This is a genomic window from Oryzomonas sagensis (assembly GCF_008802355.1).
Lineage (GTDB): Bacteria > Desulfobacterota > Desulfuromonadia > Geobacterales > Pseudopelobacteraceae > Oryzomonas > Oryzomonas sagensis.
Genome location: NZ_VZRA01000003.1, coordinates 294,867 through 311,678 on the forward strand (window position 1 = coordinate 294,867; position 16,812 = coordinate 311,678).

17 protein-coding genes are annotated in these 16,812 nt (G+C 53.3%); 16 read left to right on the top strand and 1 reads right to left on the bottom strand.

The features are described 5' to 3' along the window. Nucleotides 1–17 precede the first annotated feature (17 nt). The 11 genes from F6V30_RS12190 (at nucleotide 18) to F6V30_RS12240 (ending at nucleotide 12,551) form a co-directional block, all read left to right on the top strand. Nucleotides 18–419: a hypothetical protein gene (locus F6V30_RS12190; RefSeq protein ID WP_151157226.1), complete on the top strand. Its 402-nt coding sequence runs from the start codon at nucleotides 18–20 to the stop codon at nucleotides 417–419. A gap of 10 nt (nucleotides 420–429) precedes the next feature. After that, complete coding sequence (locus tag F6V30_RS12195) at nucleotides 430–1,314, top strand: ATP-binding protein (RefSeq protein ID WP_151157227.1); 885 nt, start codon at nucleotides 430–432, stop codon at nucleotides 1,312–1,314. Between the two features lie 200 nt (nucleotides 1,315–1,514). Next, nucleotides 1,515–2,357, top strand: coding sequence for an HDOD domain-containing protein (locus F6V30_RS12200; protein ID WP_151157228.1), 843 nt, complete (start codon nucleotides 1,515–1,517; stop codon nucleotides 2,355–2,357). Continuing rightward, nucleotides 2,350–3,273 carry a decaprenyl-phosphate phosphoribosyltransferase gene (locus tag F6V30_RS12205; RefSeq protein WP_275938142.1) on the top strand — a complete coding sequence of 308 codons (924 nt, stop codon included), beginning with the start codon at nucleotides 2,350–2,352 and terminating at the stop codon, nucleotides 3,271–3,273. The genes F6V30_RS12200 and F6V30_RS12205 overlap by 8 nt, the downstream gene beginning before the upstream one ends. Continuing rightward, the gene (locus F6V30_RS12210) at nucleotides 3,270–4,172 is read left to right on the top strand and encodes a glycosyltransferase family 2 protein (protein WP_151157230.1); all 903 of its coding nucleotides are present in this window, start codon (nucleotides 3,270–3,272) and stop codon (nucleotides 4,170–4,172) included. The genes F6V30_RS12205 and F6V30_RS12210 overlap by 4 nt, the downstream gene beginning before the upstream one ends. A gap of 37 nt (nucleotides 4,173–4,209) precedes the next feature. After that, complete coding sequence (locus tag F6V30_RS12215; RefSeq protein ID WP_151157231.1) at nucleotides 4,210–5,001, top strand: ABC transporter permease; 792 nt, start codon at nucleotides 4,210–4,212, stop codon at nucleotides 4,999–5,001. A 4-nt stretch (nucleotides 5,002–5,005) separates the two neighbouring features. Beyond that, nucleotides 5,006–6,319 carry an ABC transporter ATP-binding protein gene (locus F6V30_RS12220; RefSeq protein WP_151157232.1) on the top strand — a complete coding sequence of 438 codons (1,314 nt, stop codon included), beginning with the start codon at nucleotides 5,006–5,008 and terminating at the stop codon, nucleotides 6,317–6,319. Nucleotides 6,320–6,354: 35 nt separating this feature from the next. Beyond that, nucleotides 6,355–7,968, top strand: coding sequence for a glycosyltransferase family 9 protein (locus F6V30_RS12225; protein ID WP_151157233.1), 1,614 nt, complete (start codon nucleotides 6,355–6,357; stop codon nucleotides 7,966–7,968). Nucleotides 7,969–7,999: 31 nt separating this feature from the next. Further along, complete coding sequence (locus tag F6V30_RS12230; RefSeq protein ID WP_151157234.1) at nucleotides 8,000–10,063, top strand: HAD family hydrolase; 2,064 nt, start codon at nucleotides 8,000–8,002, stop codon at nucleotides 10,061–10,063. Then, nucleotides 10,060–11,412, top strand: coding sequence for a protoporphyrinogen/coproporphyrinogen oxidase (locus tag F6V30_RS12235; RefSeq protein ID WP_151157235.1), 1,353 nt, complete (start codon nucleotides 10,060–10,062; stop codon nucleotides 11,410–11,412). Before F6V30_RS12230 ends, F6V30_RS12235 begins: the two co-directional genes overlap by 4 nt. A gap of 164 nt (nucleotides 11,413–11,576) precedes the next feature. After that, a complete protein-coding gene (locus F6V30_RS12240) occupies nucleotides 11,577–12,551 on the top strand; it encodes a glycosyltransferase family 9 protein (protein ID WP_246163483.1) in 975 nt (324 codons plus the stop codon). On the opposite strand, the gene F6V30_RS12245 is transcribed toward F6V30_RS12240, so the two are convergent. Beyond that, on the bottom strand, nucleotides 12,548–12,730 hold the full coding sequence (locus F6V30_RS12245) for a hypothetical protein (RefSeq protein ID WP_151157236.1): 183 nt from the start codon (nucleotides 12,728–12,730) through the stop codon (nucleotides 12,548–12,550). The two genes, F6V30_RS12240 and F6V30_RS12245, sit on opposite strands and share 4 nt — an antisense overlap. A 172-nt stretch (nucleotides 12,731–12,902) precedes the next feature. On the opposite strand from F6V30_RS12245, the gene rfbB reads away from it, so the two are divergent. From rfbB to F6V30_RS12270, 5 genes are read left to right on the top strand one after another with little or no spacing between them, the layout of a single operon-like run. Next, nucleotides 12,903–13,973 (top strand): dTDP-glucose 4,6-dehydratase, encoded by a 1,071-nt coding sequence (gene rfbB, locus F6V30_RS12250; protein WP_151157237.1) that lies wholly within the window; start codon nucleotides 12,903–12,905, stop codon nucleotides 13,971–13,973. Then, nucleotides 13,970–14,797, top strand: coding sequence for a dTDP-4-dehydrorhamnose reductase (gene rfbD / locus F6V30_RS12255; RefSeq protein WP_151157238.1), 828 nt, complete (start codon nucleotides 13,970–13,972; stop codon nucleotides 14,795–14,797). The genes rfbB and rfbD overlap by 4 nt, the downstream gene beginning before the upstream one ends. A gap of 22 nt (nucleotides 14,798–14,819) precedes the next feature. Next, nucleotides 14,820–15,179, top strand: a complete 360-nt coding sequence (locus F6V30_RS12260) for a phosphomannose isomerase type II C-terminal cupin domain (RefSeq protein ID WP_151157239.1) — start codon at nucleotides 14,820–14,822, stop codon at nucleotides 15,177–15,179. A 19-nt stretch (nucleotides 15,180–15,198) separates the two neighbouring features. Beyond that, a complete protein-coding gene (locus F6V30_RS12265) occupies nucleotides 15,199–15,711 on the top strand; it encodes a hypothetical protein (protein WP_151157240.1) in 513 nt (170 codons plus the stop codon). Nucleotides 15,712–15,725: 14 nt separating this feature from the next. Beyond that, nucleotides 15,726–16,802 (top strand): mannose-1-phosphate guanylyltransferase, encoded by a 1,077-nt coding sequence (locus F6V30_RS12270; RefSeq protein WP_151157241.1) that lies wholly within the window; start codon nucleotides 15,726–15,728, stop codon nucleotides 16,800–16,802. Nucleotides 16,803–16,812 lie beyond the last annotated feature (10 nt).

Consider the following 16,812-nt stretch of genomic DNA (forward strand, 5'->3'; position numbering starts at 1 on the left):
AAGGGAACCGATGGACCATGGCTGGTAGAAGTTTAAAACGGATAACCATAACGATCCTGGCCCAGGAGCACGCGAGGCGGGACTGGTACTTCGACTTCGAGGCAGAGCTTTTCCGGCGTTTTTGCGAAAAACTGTCGCGGGAGATGAAGAAGCTGGGCGTTGCACTCAGCATCGTGAACAATCGGGATACGACCATTACCATCAACAGCTATGCCGACCTGTTGAACTGTGTCAAAATTTCCTCCCCCGATGACGGCCATAGCAACCAGTGTGTCGGGCACATCATCGGCAAGAGCGAACATCTGGATATTATGGAGGATATCGGGACGGCGGTACGGCGGATCGCCTTTGCCCCGGAAACGGTTGCACCGTCAAACGAATTCAGAAAGGTATGCCACAACTGCGGTTGCGGGTGTTGAAACAGGACCGATGAACAATACTACGGATAGATTTGAAGCATTGCTGGAAAGGGTCGATCGACTCATCGATGGGATGATGCCCGCTGCCGCTGCCCCCCCTGATTGCGAACATTACCTGGCGTTTCGCTGGGAACGGACCGGCGAGCGGGGCCGGCTGGCGCCGGTGACGAGTCCCCATCTCTTTGATCTGAACGAATTGGTGGGCATCGACGATATCAAGGAAGAGGTGGTGCGCAACACCACCCAGTTCGTGGAGGGGCTGCCGGCCAATAATGTACTCCTGTGGGGGGAGCGGGGATGCGGTAAATCGTCCCTGGTCAAGGGGCTCCTGAAACCGTTCGCCTCGCGGGGATTGCGGATCGTGGAGCTGAAACGCTGGGATATCATGTCCTTGCCCCACATTACCTCCATGCTGCGGGAGGCGCCGTACCGTTTTCTCCTGTTCTGCGACGACCTTTCCTTCGATGAAGGCGAGGGGGATTTTCGTGCCCTCAAGACCCTGCTGGACGGCGACATCGAGGAACGGCCAGGCAATGTGCTGATCTACGCCACCTCGAACCGCCGCCACCTCATGCCGGAGCGGATGGAAGACAACACCGGCGCCTTGGAGATACATCCCGAGGAGGCTGTGGGTGAAAAGCTGGCGTTAGCCGATCGTTTTGGTTTGTCGTTCGGGTTTTACAGTCTTGACCAGGATGAGTATCTTGATGTGGTTCGCTATTATGCGGCTCGCCGGGGGCTTGGGGTGAAAGACGGGGAGCTGTGCGATTTGGCGGTGAAGTGGTCGTTGTATTCCGCGCGCCGCAGCGGGCGTTCGGCCCGCCAGTTTGTGGATGACCTGGAAGGGCGTCTGGGGCTGACAAAAAACGGCAGGCGGAAAAAGTCTTCCCATTGACCGGGGCACGTGATGTTCCGGGCAGGTTCAAGTCACGGAAAGTAGTAGCTTTAAACGATAGTATGGTGTATTTGTTAAGGCAAGCACATCTCGTGGACACGAATCTGGATATATGTCCGCCCGCCTGAAACGCAGGAGAAGATAGCTGGAAAAACGACAGTGAGTGCTGTCGACCCCTTCTGCGAAGGAGAAGTTTGTCTATGGCCACCGCCGTCATACCGGAAACTGTCAGGAAACTGCTTGCTTCGCAGCCTATCGAACTGCCGATCTTTCATCCCGTTGCCATCAAGCTGCAACGCATGCTTTCCGATTATGACTTTACGGTGGATGAAGTCGCCCATGTGGCCATCGAGGACCAGTCTTTGGCCACCCAGATGCTGAAGATGGCCAATTCGCCCATGTATATGGGGCGCACCAAGGTCGCCACCATCAAAGAGGCCGTTATCCGGCTGGGGGCGCAACAGGTTATCAATCTCGCCATAGCCGCCTCACAAGCCGCCATACACTCGTCCCAGAATGAAGCGCTCAACCGTTACATGAAGCAGCTTTGGCTCCACAGCCACGGCTCGGCCCTCGGCGCGCGCTGGCTTGCCCATGGTTGCGGCATGCGCGGCGTTGCCGACGAAACCTATCTGGCCGCACTTCTGCACGATGTCGGTAAACTCTATCTGCTCAAAGCGATCGAGCGTTTGGTGGATGCCGGCGTGATCAGTTCCCTGTTCGACGAAGAGTTGATCTCCGACATCTTCGAGGCCATGCATGTTGAACAGGGCTACCGCCTGATGCTGCACTGGAATTTCCCGGCCATGTACTGCGATGTGGTCCGGGATCATCATCTCGAACAGTGGGATCTGGTCAACAAGATGCTGACCATTGTCCGCTTCGTCAACTTGGCCTGTCGCCGGATCGGCCTCGGCCTGAAGCACGATCCTGCATTGGAGTTGATCGCAACCAAAGAGGCTGAGGTCCTTGATCTCAGCAGTTTCCAGATCGCAGAACTTGAAGCGTTGCTTGAAGAATCACGGGAAGCCGTGTTTGAGTGACTCTCGTCCAACGGACGTTCAGGCGTCCGCTCACATGATGGTGCCGCACGCCATGTCTTTACCCACCCTCCGGGGGTATCTTAAACTTCTTCGGCCGGCACAATGGCTGAAAAACCTGATGATCTTCTTTCCTCCCTTTCTGGGAGGAACGTTCTTCCTGGCCGTTATTCGTCCAACCGCGCTGATCCCGTTCCTCTCCTTCTGTCTGGCGTCAAGCGCCACCTACATCCTCAATGATCTTCTGGACATGGAAAACGATCGCAACCATCCCGAAAAGAGATGCCGACCGTTGCCGTCCGGCCGGATATCGCCTCTTTCCGCCCGTGTGCTTGCCTTTACTCTTGCCGTTGCCGCCATAGCCGTTGCCTGGAGGGTATCCCTACCGTTCCTGTCGTTTCTGCTGCTTTACGGCGCTGTCTCCAGCGCCTATTCCATCAAATTGAAAGAGTATGCGCTGGTCGATATCTTTTGCATATCGGCCGGATTCCTGCTGCGGCTCGAAGCCGGGGGCGCCGCTTTCGGGGTAACGATCTCGGAGTGGCTTTTCCTGAGTGTGTTTCTGCTGGCGGTATTCCTCAGCACCGGCAAGCGCCTCAGCGAAAAGAACCGCCTGGGGGAGACTGCTGCCAGCCACCGCAGGGCGCTGGTCGCCTATCCTGAGGGCTTTTTGGACGGGACCATGTATATGACCGGAGGTGCGGTGCTGGTCACCTATACCCTCTATGTCATCTCGCGCCACTCTGCGCTGCTCCTCTACACGGTCCCGCTCTGCTGTTTCGGCTTATTGCGCTATATCCTCCGGGTACAGTCAGGAAAAGGGGGCGATCCGACCGAGTCGCTGCTTCGGGATATGCAGCTCTTTATCGTCGGGCTTGTCTGGGCGGTGATGGTGGGGTGGGGGGTGTACGCACCATGAGGCGGCTTTTGCTCACATGGTTGTACAAGGTATTCCCGTTTGATTTGCGGGGGGACTGTCCCGTACCACCAGCAAGAGATAATATTAGAATATCCTGTATTATCAATTTCTACGGCCGGCTCGACCTGCTTTCCGGCATTCTCCATTCCCTTGCCCAGCAGCGCTACCCCAGGGAACGGTTCGAAGTAGTCCTGGTGGAGGACCAAAACGGCACGGATGGCGGCAGAGACATGGCGGAACGTTTTACAGAGCAGCTCCAGATCGTCTACCTCCCCCTCGACGCGAATTTCGGAAAAATGGGCTATTCGAGGAACTTCGGCCTGTCGAGGACCCGGGGCGAGATCGTGCTGTTCCTTGACGACGATACCGTCATATTGCAGCAGGATTTTCTCACGGTTCTCGACGACCGATTCGGGCGGGATGCCGGCCCGGATGCCGTGGTGCCCCATGGCCACGCCGGTTTCTCACTGGTCCGGGGCCACTACGGCTTCCATGATCCCTATTTCATGACCAGCCGCTGTACCGCCTATCGCCGGGAGGTCCTGGCGGAGTTGGGCGGGTTCATGGCCCACTTCGTGGGGCAGGAGGACGTGGAGTTCGTCGTCAGGTTTCTCATGGCGGGCAAGCGCTCCGAGAACGTCCCGGAACTGAACTATTTTCATCCGCCGCTCCTGGTCCCCAATTTCCGCAAGCCACGATCCGTGGGACACTCGTTCTATGGCTTGCGATCAAGATACCCCTTGCCGATCTGGCTCATAATCATCCTCAACTGCTCCCGCCATGCGCCCCTGTACCTGCTTCCCATGAGGCGATGCCGGGAGATGGGGCGTTTCGGCATCGGCTTTTTTACCGGGGTGGTTGTTTCCCTTTTCAAAAAGGAAGGCTTTCAGTACAATTGAGGCGATGGATCAATCTGAAATCATTATAAAGCCCGGTATGGGCGCACTCCACTACTGGCGCGATATCTGGCGCTACCGGGAGCTTTTCTTCTTTCTGGCGTGGCGTGATATCCTGGTGCGTTACAAACAGACCGCTATCGGTATCGCCTGGAGCGTGCTGCGGCCACTCTTGACCATGGTGGTCTTCACCATTGTCTTCGGCAAACTGGCCAAGCTTCCCTCGAACGGCGTCCCCTATCCGATCATGGTCTATGCGGCCATGCTGCCGTGGCAGTTCTTTGCCAACTCCCTCACCGAGAGCAGCAATTCATTGATCGACAACGCAAACCTGCTCACCAAAGTTTATTTCCCCCGCCTGATCGTCCCGGCCGGCTCGGTCATTGTCAGCATGGTGGATTTCCTTATCTCCGCCGTCATCCTAGCCGGGTTGATGGTCTGGTACCGTTTCGTCCCCGACATGAGAATTCTCTTCTTGCCTGCATTCTTCGTGATGGCGTTCATGGCTTCCTTCGGCGCCGGGCTGTGGCTCTCGGCGCTCAACGTGCAGTATCGCGACTTCCGCTACGTGGTGCCGTTCCTGGTGCAGTTCGGGCTCTACATCTCCCCGGTCGGCTTTTCCAGCGCCATCGTCCCCGAGGAGTGGCGTTTCCTGTACTTCCTCAACCCCATGGTCGGCGTTATCGATGGTTTCCGCTGGGCGCTCCTGGGCGATGCCTTTCCGGTCAACTGGCCCGGCTTCGCTCTTTCATCCGTTCTGGTCGTCCTGATCCTTGCCGGCGGAGTCTTCTACTTCCGCCGCATGGAACGCAGCTTCGCGGACGTGGTGTAGCCGGATGTCTACAGTTATTACCGTTGAAAACCTCGGCAAGAAATACCTCCTGCAGCATCAGGCCGGCAAACAGCCGTACGTGGCCCTGCGCGACGTGCTGAGCGACGGGGCGAGGAACCTCGGCCACAAACTGTTGGGGCGGGGCACGGCACCAACACGTGGTGCGGAACGGGAAGAGTTCTGGGCGCTCAAGGATGTTTCCTTCGAGGTCAAGCAGGGAGACCGGATCGGCATCATCGGCCGTAACGGCGCCGGAAAATCGACACTGCTGAAAATCCTCAGCCGCATCACCGAGCCGACCACCGGCAGCGTCCGCATCAAGGGGAGGGTGGCCAGCCTCCTGGAGGTGGGGACCGGTTTTCATCCCGAATTGACCGGCAGGGAGAACATCTATCTTAACGGTGCTATCCTTGGGATGAGCCGGGTGGAAATCAAGCAGAAGTTCGATGAGATCGTTGACTTTGCGGAGATTGAGAAATTTCTGGATACGCCGGTAAAGCGCTATTCTTCAGGGATGTACGTGAGGCTGGCCTTTGCCGTAGCGGCGCATTTGGAACCGGAGATTCTGGTTGTCGATGAAGTGTTGGCCGTTGGGGATGCGCAGTTTCAGAAGAAATGTTTGGGGAAGATGGAGGATGTATCTACGAAAGAGGGGCGGACGGTTTTATTTGTGAGCCATAATATGGGGGCGATCAATAAAATTTGCCAACGTGCATTATTTCTTTCATCTGGTGCACTTGCAGTAGATGATACTACCGTCCATGCTATTTCTTGTTACATAAGTAGTGGGTTAGAACAAAATGGATTTTGGCAGCGAGTTACTGACAGTAAGAAGAAAGATTGGAAAGTAGCAATTAATTCAATACAATTAATAAATTCGGAAGGAAATGTTTCAGGAAACATTAAATCTACGGAACCTTTCAAGATATCGATTGAATTTAATGTTGCTAATAATATGTATAAATGGGTTCAGATTGCCGTCAGGGTGACTAATGGCGCAGGTGTTGCGGTGTTTACAACTGCTAGCACTGATTTCACCAATACGCTTACGCAGGTTTGTAAAGGTGATCATAGAATGACGGTTCCCATTCCGGCAAATTTTTTGCCACCAGGTAATTATAGCCTTATTGTTGCCGCTATAAATCCAGGTGTAGAGCTTTACCATGATGTTATAGATGAGGTCTGTTTTATAGTTGTAGATTCAGGTAATCATGCCACTTTATTTAAAGATGAGAGAATTGGCGTAGTTACTCCATTATTAAAATGGGAGCATCAATTTGAGAGCCTGAATCACTCTGATAAAGGTATAAAAAATTGATTGTAGATGATTTTTATAATTTAGAGTTGAATTCAATGAATAAAGAATTAGTAATTGTTGCTGAAGCTTCACTTAATTTTGTTGAAAGATTTACACCCCTTGCGGATATCATCAGAAAAAATAATCCAACTTCAAGAATAATTGGTATATTTGTCCGCTTTGTTGATTTTAACCTACCTGTATTTACTGACAAATTGTTCGACGACATGATCTTTCCCTTAGGTTGTGAAGATGCTTTTGGGCAAATATCTCGATTCACTCAGAGTAATATTCTGTTTTTGTTCAGCCATATTCCTTCTACTTGTGATTGCCAACTTTATAGACTTTCCAAGTTTATTTGCGAGGAAAAACGTTATCTAGTTATGAGAAATTGCCTTAATTTACAACATTTTTTTGAAAGTAGCACAGATGACGGAAAACTTATAAAGCCTCTTATAGAGCAAACAATACGCAAAGAAAGGGAAATACATTTTAAGGTATTTCTGTTCTCCTTGGTAATTGCTGCGATCATTTCCCCTATACGGTTTTTTAGAAAATTATTTGTTAAAGGGGGGGGGAGCGTTTCCAGAATTCTTTTTCTCAAGCTGGATGTCTTGGGGGATATGATTGTAACAATACCTTATATTAAAGCATTGCGCGATGCCTATCCGGAGGCCGAGATAACCATAATAGCATCTCGTCATGGTGCTGGTTTTCTCGAAGAGCAGCATAAACTTCATGTAAAAGGCCTTTATAACGAGTTGATAGTATGGAATGCTCCTTGGCATTTTTCCTCTCGCCAGGTTTTTGGCGTTCGGGAGCTGTTTGAAATGTTGGGGTTACTTCCTCAATTGTGGCGAAAGCATTTTGATGTCGTAATTCAACCGGTCATATTTGGGACTGGGGTTGCATTTGCACTTCTTTCCTTAGGCAAAAGAATTTTTGCTGCCATAAGCTTAGGCCTTCCCCTTTCACGAGCACTAAAGCCACTTTTGACAGATCCGGTTATAATTGATCAGAGTCGAATTTATCATATGAAAGATTATGTGGAAGAAACATTGAGGGCTTTAAATATTGAGAGAGGTTTTAATAATTCCTGTGATCTTCGGATTGATAACGAGGCTTCTTCATTTATTGATCAATTCTTGAAATCACATGGTTATATGGGAGGGGTACTTATCGCGGTAAATGTTGGCGCACGAAATCCAGTCAGAATTCTTAGCGCTCAAAAGTTTGCAAAAGTTATTAGCGATTGCCGCAAGAGATTTTCTGCAACTATCGTGTTACTTGGTTCGGAAAGTGAGAAGTTTTTGGCAGATGAAATAGCAACACTTTCTGATGGTTGGCCTATTAATTCAGCAGGAATTTTTACATTCAATCAGCTTACAGCTTTTATATCACGTTGCAGTTTGATTATAACTGTAGATACTGGAATTATGCACTTGGCAGCTGCCGTTAAGGTTCCTATCGTTGCTATTTATGGAGCCGGACTCGTTGAAAGTTGTCATCCGCTTACAAATAATTATAAGATTGTCAAAAAAGAATTAGGTTGCTCTGGGTGTGCAGATAAATGTTTCAGTGAACCACCGGCCCCCTGCATGGAAGCAATAAATCCAGACGATATTGTAGAATCAGTAAATAGTATTTTGTTAACGTTAAATCTATCTTAATAATAGTATAACATACCAAAAATACTGGCATATGCGAACTATTTTGCCCCAAAAAAAGGTTGTTTCATTCGACGTTTTCGATACAGTTGTTATTAGAAACACGTATCGACCTGAGGATGTTTTTGCACGCGTTTATAAGCGGATTACCGGTACAGATATTGTTTCCACATCGTTGCCTGATTTTGCAGCACAGAGAGTTGCTGCAGAGAAAAAGGCACGGCTGGCCCTGATGGGGAAGGAAGAGGTTTCCCATAATGAAATAATGGCTACAATGGCACAACAACTTGGACTTAACGATGAAGCAGCTTCTTCCATTTCCGCCTATGAAATCAAAGAAGAAGTCGAGGCAGCTTATCCTATTGAGCCGACGCTGTCTCTACTGAAAAAATTACGTTCAGATGGCACACAAATAGTATTTATTTCTGACATGTATCTTGATTATGATGTGATTAAAAAAATGCTTATCAAAATTGGTGCCTTTGATAATGATGATAAATTATATGTTTCAAGCTTATCAGGTTGCAAAAAATCTACAGGATTATTATATAAACACGTTGTTGAAGATTTAAAAATACCAAAAAAACAAATACTGCATATAGGAGATTATCTTTTAAGTGATTATCTAGTACCTAAATTTAGTCAGAGAATTGAGTCTATAATTTTTAGAACAGCTAGAAACAACATATATGAAAATTTGTTAGGTGAGCCTTGCTCCTGTTTATATTGTAGCTCCATAGCAGGAGCTAGTCGGGCTGCGAGGGTTGCACTGGCAGGAGAGGTGACGCCACTTGAAAAGGCCTTTTACAACCTGGGATGTAATGTGCTTGGCCCAATTCTGATAGGGTTCATGCTCTGGGTATTGGAGCGGGCTTCAAAAATGGGGATTCAACGTCTTTACTTTCTCTCCCGTGATGGTGAGGTCATGCTTGATGTTGCCAAATTCCTCGCCGACTGTTTGGGCATCAAAATTGAGTTGCGCTATCTCTACGTCTCACGTTCTTCAACTTTTTCGGCCTTGTTAAAAGAAGAACTTACACCTCGAAACATAGAATGGCTTAAAGAAGATAATGTTGTACTCACTGTAAAAATTTTGGCAGACCGACTCGGTTTTGACCCCGCTTCTCTCTACGTTTTGTTGCTTCACGCTGGAATACAGCCAAAAAGTCCTGATGCACCACTTGGGAAAAATACGGTCGAAGATATCTGTGACGTGCTGCTGACTGACCCCGTTTTGAAGGGTATGCTTAGAAAGCTTGGAGCTGAGAGAATGTCAAGTCTAGGCGGATATTTGGAACAGGAGGGGCTTTTCGATGGAACTCGATTCGCTTTGGTTGATCTTGGATGGCACGGTAGCATTCAAGATGTGTTCTTAAAATGCTTTCAGGACCGTTTTGAAGATTCTTGTATCACGGGTTTCTATTTTGGAATTGATCGGGCGAGTACCGGTGATAATAGAAAATTCGGGTATTTATTTGAATATGATGGAAGTTATGGCTCGAAATATAGCCATGTTTTTAGAGTTTTGATGGAAATACTATGTACCGGCCAGCATGGTATGGTACGCACCTACGGTATCAATTCCCATGGAGATGTAGAGCCTGTCTGTCGGCCCGTGGAACATGACCAAAACATAAAGTTTATTGAATTTCTTCGGAATGGAGTAAGTAAATTTCTCAGATGTATTGACGCATCAAGTCTCGAATGCTGCAATTATCAGCACATTAGACCACAGATTCTTTCAATCTTACTGAAGATTTTCTTTTACCCTGACCGATTAGAAGCAGAGGCATTAGGCGAAATAAGTTTCTCAGCTGACCAGGCTGGACATAATGTCCACAGGATGGCTCCCCCCCTCACCTTGTTCTCATCATTATGTTATCTGATCAAATCTTCATATGCATTGCGCTCAACAGTTTCAAGCTGGTTTTTTGGTAGTTGGGTCCGCTCACCATTTCTGATAAAGCTGTTTCTGTATCCCTTGGTAGGTATCATAAGAATATATTACGTGGGTGTTTGGATGCCAAAACTGGGCAAACAGAGGCTCATTGATACGTTAAATAGGTTTATTAACATGCGGATCGGACTGGTAAAATGACCATCCTCATCCTCGGCGCCGGTCCCACGGGGCTGGGTGCAGCCTACCACCTCAACAAGCTTGGCCATAAAGACTGGCAGCTCTTCGAGCGCAACGACCACGTCGGCGGCCTTTCCGCCTCATTCCTCGACGATGCCGGTTTTACCTGGGACATCGGCGGTCACGTCCTCTTTTCCCACTATAACTATTTCGACAAGGCGGTCGCCGAAGCGCTGGGCGACTCATACTACGAACATCAACGGGAGAGTTGGGTCCGCATCCTGCAAACCTGGGTGCCGTACCCGTTCCAGAACAATGTCCGGCATCTTCCGGATGACGCCTTGCATGCGTGCGTCGAGGGCCTGCGCAATCTTAAGGGGAGCCCGGCGCACACAAACAACTTCCGCGAATGGATGGACACGGTCTTTGGCAGCGGCATCGTCAATTATTTTATGGAACCCTACAACCGCAAGGTATGGGGCGTGCCGCTGGAAACCATGAGCAAGGAATGGATCGCCGAACGGGTCAGCGTGGTGGATCTGGCACGCATCGAGAAGAACATAGCCGAACAGCGGGACGACCTGAGTTGGGGGCCGAACAATACCTTCAAGTTCCCGAAGCAGGGAGGGACCGGGGCGATCTACGAAGGAGCGGCCAAGCCGTTCAGGGACAGGATTCATCTGAACCACGAAATGCAGACGGTCGATCTGGAAGCAAAACAGGTCAGGTTTACCAACGGCAGGGTGGAGTCGTACGATGTGCTGATCACCACGGCTCCTCTGGACGTGTTTGTCAGGTCATGCAACTCCATGCCGGAAGCGGTTGTTACCGCCACGGATGATCTGGTCCATAACGGCGGCCTGATCGTTGGGCTAGGGTTTGACGGGGGCCGGGCGGATACAAAGTGCTGGATGTACTTCCCGGAAAGCAACAGCCCGTTCTACCGGGTGACAAACTTCCACAACTATTCTCCCCACAACGTGCCAAACGGCGACGCGAAACGCTCGTTTTCCGTCATGTGCGAGACTACCTACTCGCCACACAAGCCGGAGTCTCCGGCGACCATTGTGGACGAGACGGTCCTGGGGCTGATCAACAACGGAATGATCACGCACCGGGAGAATAGGGATATAGTCAGTCGTTATCTGATCGATATACCCTACTCATATCCAGTGCCGGCGCTGGGGCGGAACAGGGCTCTCAGTCTGATCCAGCCATATCTCGAATCCCGGGATGTCTACTCTCGCGGTCGTTTCGGCGCCTGGAAATACGAGGTCGGCAATATGGATCACTCCTTCATGCAGGGGGTTGAAGTGGTTGACCGGCTGTTGGCAGGAACAGAAGAAAAGGTTATCAATGGAAAGGGTTGACAGGGCTTGAGCCGGTGGGCCAGTTACGACTTCTCAAAGGGCTTGATTCGTGCGTCGGCAGGATTGCCGTCTGGATTGCTGCGTTCATTCCACAACGATTGCCGGCTGGGCCTCCCGCTTCATTCCTCCTCATTCGTCCCGGCGGCATCGGCGATGCCGTACACTTGATACCCACAATCAGCGCCATCAAGACCGCATACCCGGATGCAACCATTGATGTCCTCGCCGAAAAACGCAACAGCGCCATCTTCAGACTCTCCCCCCAGATTCGTCGTGTCTTCCATTACGACAGGCCAGCCGAGTTGTTCCGCACCCTGCGTACCACCTACGACGTGGTCATCGACACCGAACAGTGGCACCGCCTGTCGGCCGTGGTGGCCCGCCTGACCCGCGCGCCTGTGTTGATCGGCTTTGCCACCAACGAGCGTGCGCGCCTGTTCACCCACCCAATAGCGTATTCCCAGGACTATTATGAGATCGACAGCTTTTTTAGGCTGCTCGCGCCGTTGGGCATCGAGCAACGCGAGGTTTCTTTCCCTTTTCTCGCCATTCCCCGCGAGGCGGCGGAACGGGGGGGCGCGCTTCTTAGAGAGATCAAAGGGAAAACCTTTGTGACGATCTTTCCCGGTGCCAGCATCCCGGAACGGCGCTGGGGGGCGGAGAGGTTCGGGAAAGTGGCTGAGATGCTGGCTGCCCTGGGGGTAGCGGTTGTCGTGGTGGGGGGCAAGGAGGACGAAGGGCAGGGGGAGATGATCGTTGCCGGTGGGACGGGGGTAAACCTGGCGGGCCGGACTTCGTTGTCCGAGACCGCGGCGGTGATTCGGAAAAGCGCCCTGCTGGTGAGCGGCGATTCCGGCGTGCTGCACATTGCCGTGGGATTAGGGGTGCCGACCGTGTCGCTGTTCGGGCCGGGAAGGGCGAAAAAATGGGCGCCGCGGGGGGATCGCCATCTGGTGATCGACAAGGGGTTGCCCTGTTCGCCCTGCACGACCTTCGGCACCACGCCTCCGTGCCCTATCGCTGCCCGGTGCATGAACGACATTACGGCCGATGAGGTCTGCACCGCCGTAACCGTTCTGCTGACTGCCACGGGAGTGCTTCCTTCCTGCTGCGGCAAGAACGAGTGGAGCGAATCCTAAGCCGTGATGGGAGCCGGTTCGCACAGGTTCTCGGCGCAGTTGGCCTCGGCGCCGCAGGTGAAGCAGTAGAATTTGGGATCGGTGGTGATGCGCGCGATCTCCTCGGTTTTCCCGTTGCTTCTGAGCATGCACATGTGGCTGTGGGTGGTTGCGCCGCAACGGCAGGTTGCTGTCGTCATGTTTTCCTCCTTTATTGAGATAGTGACTCCGGTTTTATATACCAACTTCATCATACGGGCAAGCATCGGACTTTGTCGCCGGTCCGGCGAGCGTTTTTTTATTCGCAGACCGTCGGCAAATATGGTACATTTTTTCGGTTAATACCTTTTGTCCCTGAGGAGAATCGCCGAGATGCCATTCAAGCCCACATCCCTTCTCGTGACCGGTGGCGCCGGTTTCATCGGTTCCAACTTCATCCATTCCTTCATTGCCGCCAACCCCGACTGCGATGTGACCAACCTGGATTGCCTGACCTATGCGGGCAACCTGAAGAACCTGACCGCAGTGGAGAACAATCCCCGCTACCGTTTCATCAAGGGGGACATCTGCGATGCCTCCCTGGTGGCGACCATCTTGAAGGAGCGGGCGGTCGATGCGGTAGTTCATTTTGCCGCAGAATCCCATGTGGACCGCTCCATTACCGGTCCCGAGATCTTCGTGCGCACCAATGTGCTGGGAACGCAGATCCTGCTGGAGGAGAGCCGCCGGCACTGGCAGTCCGGGGCGGTGCCTGACTTCCGCTATCTCCAGATATCGACGGACGAGGTCTACGGCTCCCTGGGGGACGCCGGTTATTTTACCGAACAGACCCCTTTGGCCGCCAACTCTCCCTATTCGGCCAGCAAGGCCGGCGCGGATCTGCTGGTGCGGGCCTATCACGAAACCTACGGCATGCCGACCCTCAATACCCGTTGTTCCAATAATTACGGCCCTTACCACTTCCCCGAGAAACTGATCCCGCTCATGATCCACAATATCATCACTAAAAAACCGCTGCCGGTCTACGGCGACGGTCTCAACGTGCGTGACTGGCTGCATGTGCGCGATCACGGCGCGGCGGTGGAGACGGTTCTGAAACATGCCGCCCCCGGCTCGGTTTACAACATCGGCGGCAACAACGAGTGGAAGAACATCGATATCGTCCACCTGGTCTGCGACCTGCTGGATGCGCGGCTGGGCCGTTCCGCCGGCGAGAATCGCAGCCTGATCGCCTTTGTCAAGGATCGTCCCGGCCATGACCGTCGCTATGCCATTGACGCCTCAAAGCTGAAGCGCGATTTGGGCTGGGGGCCTGCCTACACCTTCGAGCAGGGCATCGCCGAGACCATCGACTGGTACCTGGCCAATCAGGAGTGGGTGGCCGAGGTCACCTCCGGCGCGTACCGCGAATACTACACGCAGCAGTACGGGGGCAAACAATGATTCTGGTTGTCGGAGCCAACGGCATGCTGGGCCGGGATTTGATGACCCTGCTCGGCGATAGGGGGCGGGGGGTGGATATCGACGGGATCGACATCACCTCCCTGGAGTCCGTGGAACGCGTTCTCACGGCGGTGCGTCCGGCGGTGGTGATCAATTGCGCCGCATACACCGACGTGGACGGTTGCGAGAGCAATCAGGAAACCGCCATGCAGGTCAATGGGGAAGGGGTGGGCCATCTGGCCATGGCGAGCCGCACGATCGGAGCGCGTCTGGTCCAGATCAGTAGCGATTACGTCTTCGACGGCAGCAAGGGCACACCCTACCGGGAAGACGACGCCCCCAACCCCCTCAGCGTCTATGGCGAGTCCAAGCTGGCCGGCGAGATGAACGCGGCCGTCAACCCCGATCACCTGATCGTGCGCACTCAATGGCTCTACGGCCTCCACGGCAAGAACTTCGTCGAAACCATGCTGCGCTTAGGCTCGGAACGGGATGAACTCTCGGTGGTGGACGACCAGATCGGCTCGCCCACCTGGACCGTGGACCTGGCCCACGCCGTTGTGGCTCTGTTGGAAAAGGGGTGCCGGGGCGTGTACCATGCCGCCAACGAGGGGTACTGTTCGTGGAACGATTTTGCCCGCGCCATCTTTCAGGAGGCGGGTATGACGGTAAAGGTCACCGCCATGACCACCGAGCAGTTGAACCGTCCGGCGAGGCGTCCGCTCTATTCAACGCTGGAGTGCGGCAAGCTGGCCCATGACGGCGGCTATCGGCTGCAGCCGTGGCGGGATGCGCTGCGGTCGTATTTGAAATTGAGAAAATAACAGCCAGGGTAAGGGAGAGGATATGGAACGGGGAGAGCGCCCTTGGGGTTCATACGTCGTGCTGGACGAGAACACCAGCTACAAGATCAAGCGCATCGAGGTCAAGCCGGGACAACGTTTGTCGTTGCAGAAACACCACCACCGCAGCGAACATTGGATCGTCGTGTCCGGCATTGCCAAGGTCACCTGTGGCGATGATGTGCTTTTCATCAATGTCAACGAATCCACCTTTATCCCGATCGGAAAGAATCACCGCCTGGAAAATCCGGGGAAGATTCCCTTGGTAGTCATCGAGGTGCAGAGCGGCGAGTATCTCGGCGAAGACGATATCGTCCGTTTCGATGATGATTACAATCGCTGCACCCTGCCCGATGCATCTTAAAGCTCTGCTGCGGTTATGTATGTCTAACTATACGAAATATATTGCTGCCATCGTTTTGTTGCTGGTGCTGCCGGCCTGCGCCACCACCTCCACGACGGTTGTGGACGAGGAGGTGGTCACCAACAAGCAACCGATGGCAACCTATAAATCCCTGGTCATCCGCAACTTTGAACTGAATCGCGAATTGTACACCAGCGTCCCGGAAGGGCGCATGGGCGAGCGCGAACGGCGCTACGCCCAAATGCCGGCGGAATTTGCCGAGCAGATAGAACGTTACGTCCGCTCACGGCATACCTATCAGGACGTGGCTCGCGACGGTCAGGTAACCGGGACGACGCTGGTGCTGAAGGGACGTTTTACCAGGATCGGGCGCTTCCGCATATCCATCACGGCAACACTGTACGATGGCGCAACCGGCCAGGAGGTCGCCTATTTCCGCCAAACCCTGTGGGATGTCTTCGACACCAGCGAGACTCTCAGCAGCCTGGCCCGGGAAGTGGCCGACTTCATAGACCGCATTCAATACAAGTAAGGAGGGGGCTCTTCGTGTACATCGTGATCCTTGCCGGAGGTTCCGGCACCCGTTTCTGGCCCCTGTCCCGGGCTGCGCGTCCCAAACAGCTCATCTCCCTCACCGGGGACAGGACCATGCTCCAGCGGACGGTGGAACGGGTGCTGCCGCTCCTTCCCAAACGCATCCTGGTGATCACCAACCAGATTCAGGCCGAAGAGACCGAACTGCAACTCTCCCGGTACCGGGATGTGCCCATCGATGTCATCGCCGAGCCGTCTGCACGGAATACCGCCCCGGCCATCGGGCTGGCCGCCGCCATCATTGCCGCCCATGACCCGACCGGGATCATGGCGGTTTTGCCTGCGGACCACTTCATCAAGGACGAGGAGTGCCTCCGGGCAACCCTGGTCCACGCCGGCCATGCGGCGCGCAACGGTTACCTGGTGACCCTGGGTATCATGCCGTCCCGCCCCGAGACCGGCTACGGCTATATCGAGGCCGATCTGGAACTGCGCGGCGACGGACCGTTCCCGGTGCGCCGCTTCGTGGAAAAACCGCCCCTTGCACAGGCGATCCGCTATCTGGAAGAGGGAAATTTTTTTTGGAACAGCGGGATGTTCATCTGGCGCTGCGATACGATACTGAGTGAAATTGCCTTTTATCTGCCCGGCTTGGGGAGGGCCTTGTCGGGAATCTCGTTTACCAGCGATGTGTGGGAACTCTCCGACCTGGCAGCGCAGATCAGGGCGATGTACGACTCGATTGAAGGTGTTTCCATAGATTATGCCGTTATGGAAAAGTCCTCCAAGGTGCAGGTTGTGCCGGTCGAAATGGGGTGGAGCGATGTGGGGAGCTGGAGCGCGCTGCCCGAGGTGGTTACCCCGGATACCTCCGGTACGGTGTGCATCAATGCCGCCGGTCATGTGGCGATCGATTCGTCCGATTGCCTGATCTATGTCGATGGCAAGGTCGTGGCCACGGTCGGGGTCAAGGGGCTGGTGGTGGTTTCAACCCCCGATGCCCTGTTGGTGTGTGACCGCCAGCGGGCTCAGGACGTGAAAAAGGTCGTCGAGCAACTGGCGGAGCGCGGACTTACTTCCTGTCTGTAGGAGGGCGGTT

Excerpts from the sequence above, each read along its gene's own strand:
- F6V30_RS12190 (WP_151157226.1), top strand. The coding sequence starts at position 18 with ATGGCTGGTAGAAGTTTAAAACGGATAACCATAACGATCCTGGCCCAG.
- F6V30_RS12195 (WP_151157227.1), top strand. The coding sequence starts at position 430 with ATGAACAATACTACGGATAGATTTGAAGCATTGCTGGAAAGGGTCGAT.
- F6V30_RS12200 (WP_151157228.1), top strand. The coding sequence starts at position 1,515 with ATGGCCACCGCCGTCATACCGGAAACTGTCAGGAAACTGCTTGCTTCG.
- F6V30_RS12210 (WP_151157230.1), top strand. The coding sequence starts at position 3,270 with ATGAGGCGGCTTTTGCTCACATGGTTGTACAAGGTATTCCCGTTTGAT.
- F6V30_RS12215 (WP_151157231.1), top strand. The coding sequence starts at position 4,210 with ATGGGCGCACTCCACTACTGGCGCGATATCTGGCGCTACCGGGAGCTT.
- F6V30_RS12220 (WP_151157232.1), top strand. The coding sequence starts at position 5,006 with ATGTCTACAGTTATTACCGTTGAAAACCTCGGCAAGAAATACCTCCTG.
- F6V30_RS12225 (WP_151157233.1), top strand. The coding sequence starts at position 6,355 with ATGAATAAAGAATTAGTAATTGTTGCTGAAGCTTCACTTAATTTTGTT.
- F6V30_RS12230 (WP_151157234.1), top strand. The coding sequence starts at position 8,000 with ATGCGAACTATTTTGCCCCAAAAAAAGGTTGTTTCATTCGACGTTTTC.
- F6V30_RS12235 (WP_151157235.1), top strand. The coding sequence starts at position 10,060 with ATGACCATCCTCATCCTCGGCGCCGGTCCCACGGGGCTGGGTGCAGCC.
- F6V30_RS12245 (WP_151157236.1), bottom strand. The coding sequence starts at position 12,730 with ATGACGACAGCAACCTGCCGTTGCGGCGCAACCACCCACAGCCACATG.
- rfbB (WP_151157237.1), top strand. The coding sequence starts at position 12,903 with ATGCCATTCAAGCCCACATCCCTTCTCGTGACCGGTGGCGCCGGTTTC.
- rfbD (WP_151157238.1), top strand. The coding sequence starts at position 13,970 with ATGATTCTGGTTGTCGGAGCCAACGGCATGCTGGGCCGGGATTTGATG.
- F6V30_RS12260 (WP_151157239.1), top strand. The coding sequence starts at position 14,820 with ATGGAACGGGGAGAGCGCCCTTGGGGTTCATACGTCGTGCTGGACGAG.
- F6V30_RS12265 (WP_151157240.1), top strand. The coding sequence starts at position 15,199 with ATGTCTAACTATACGAAATATATTGCTGCCATCGTTTTGTTGCTGGTG.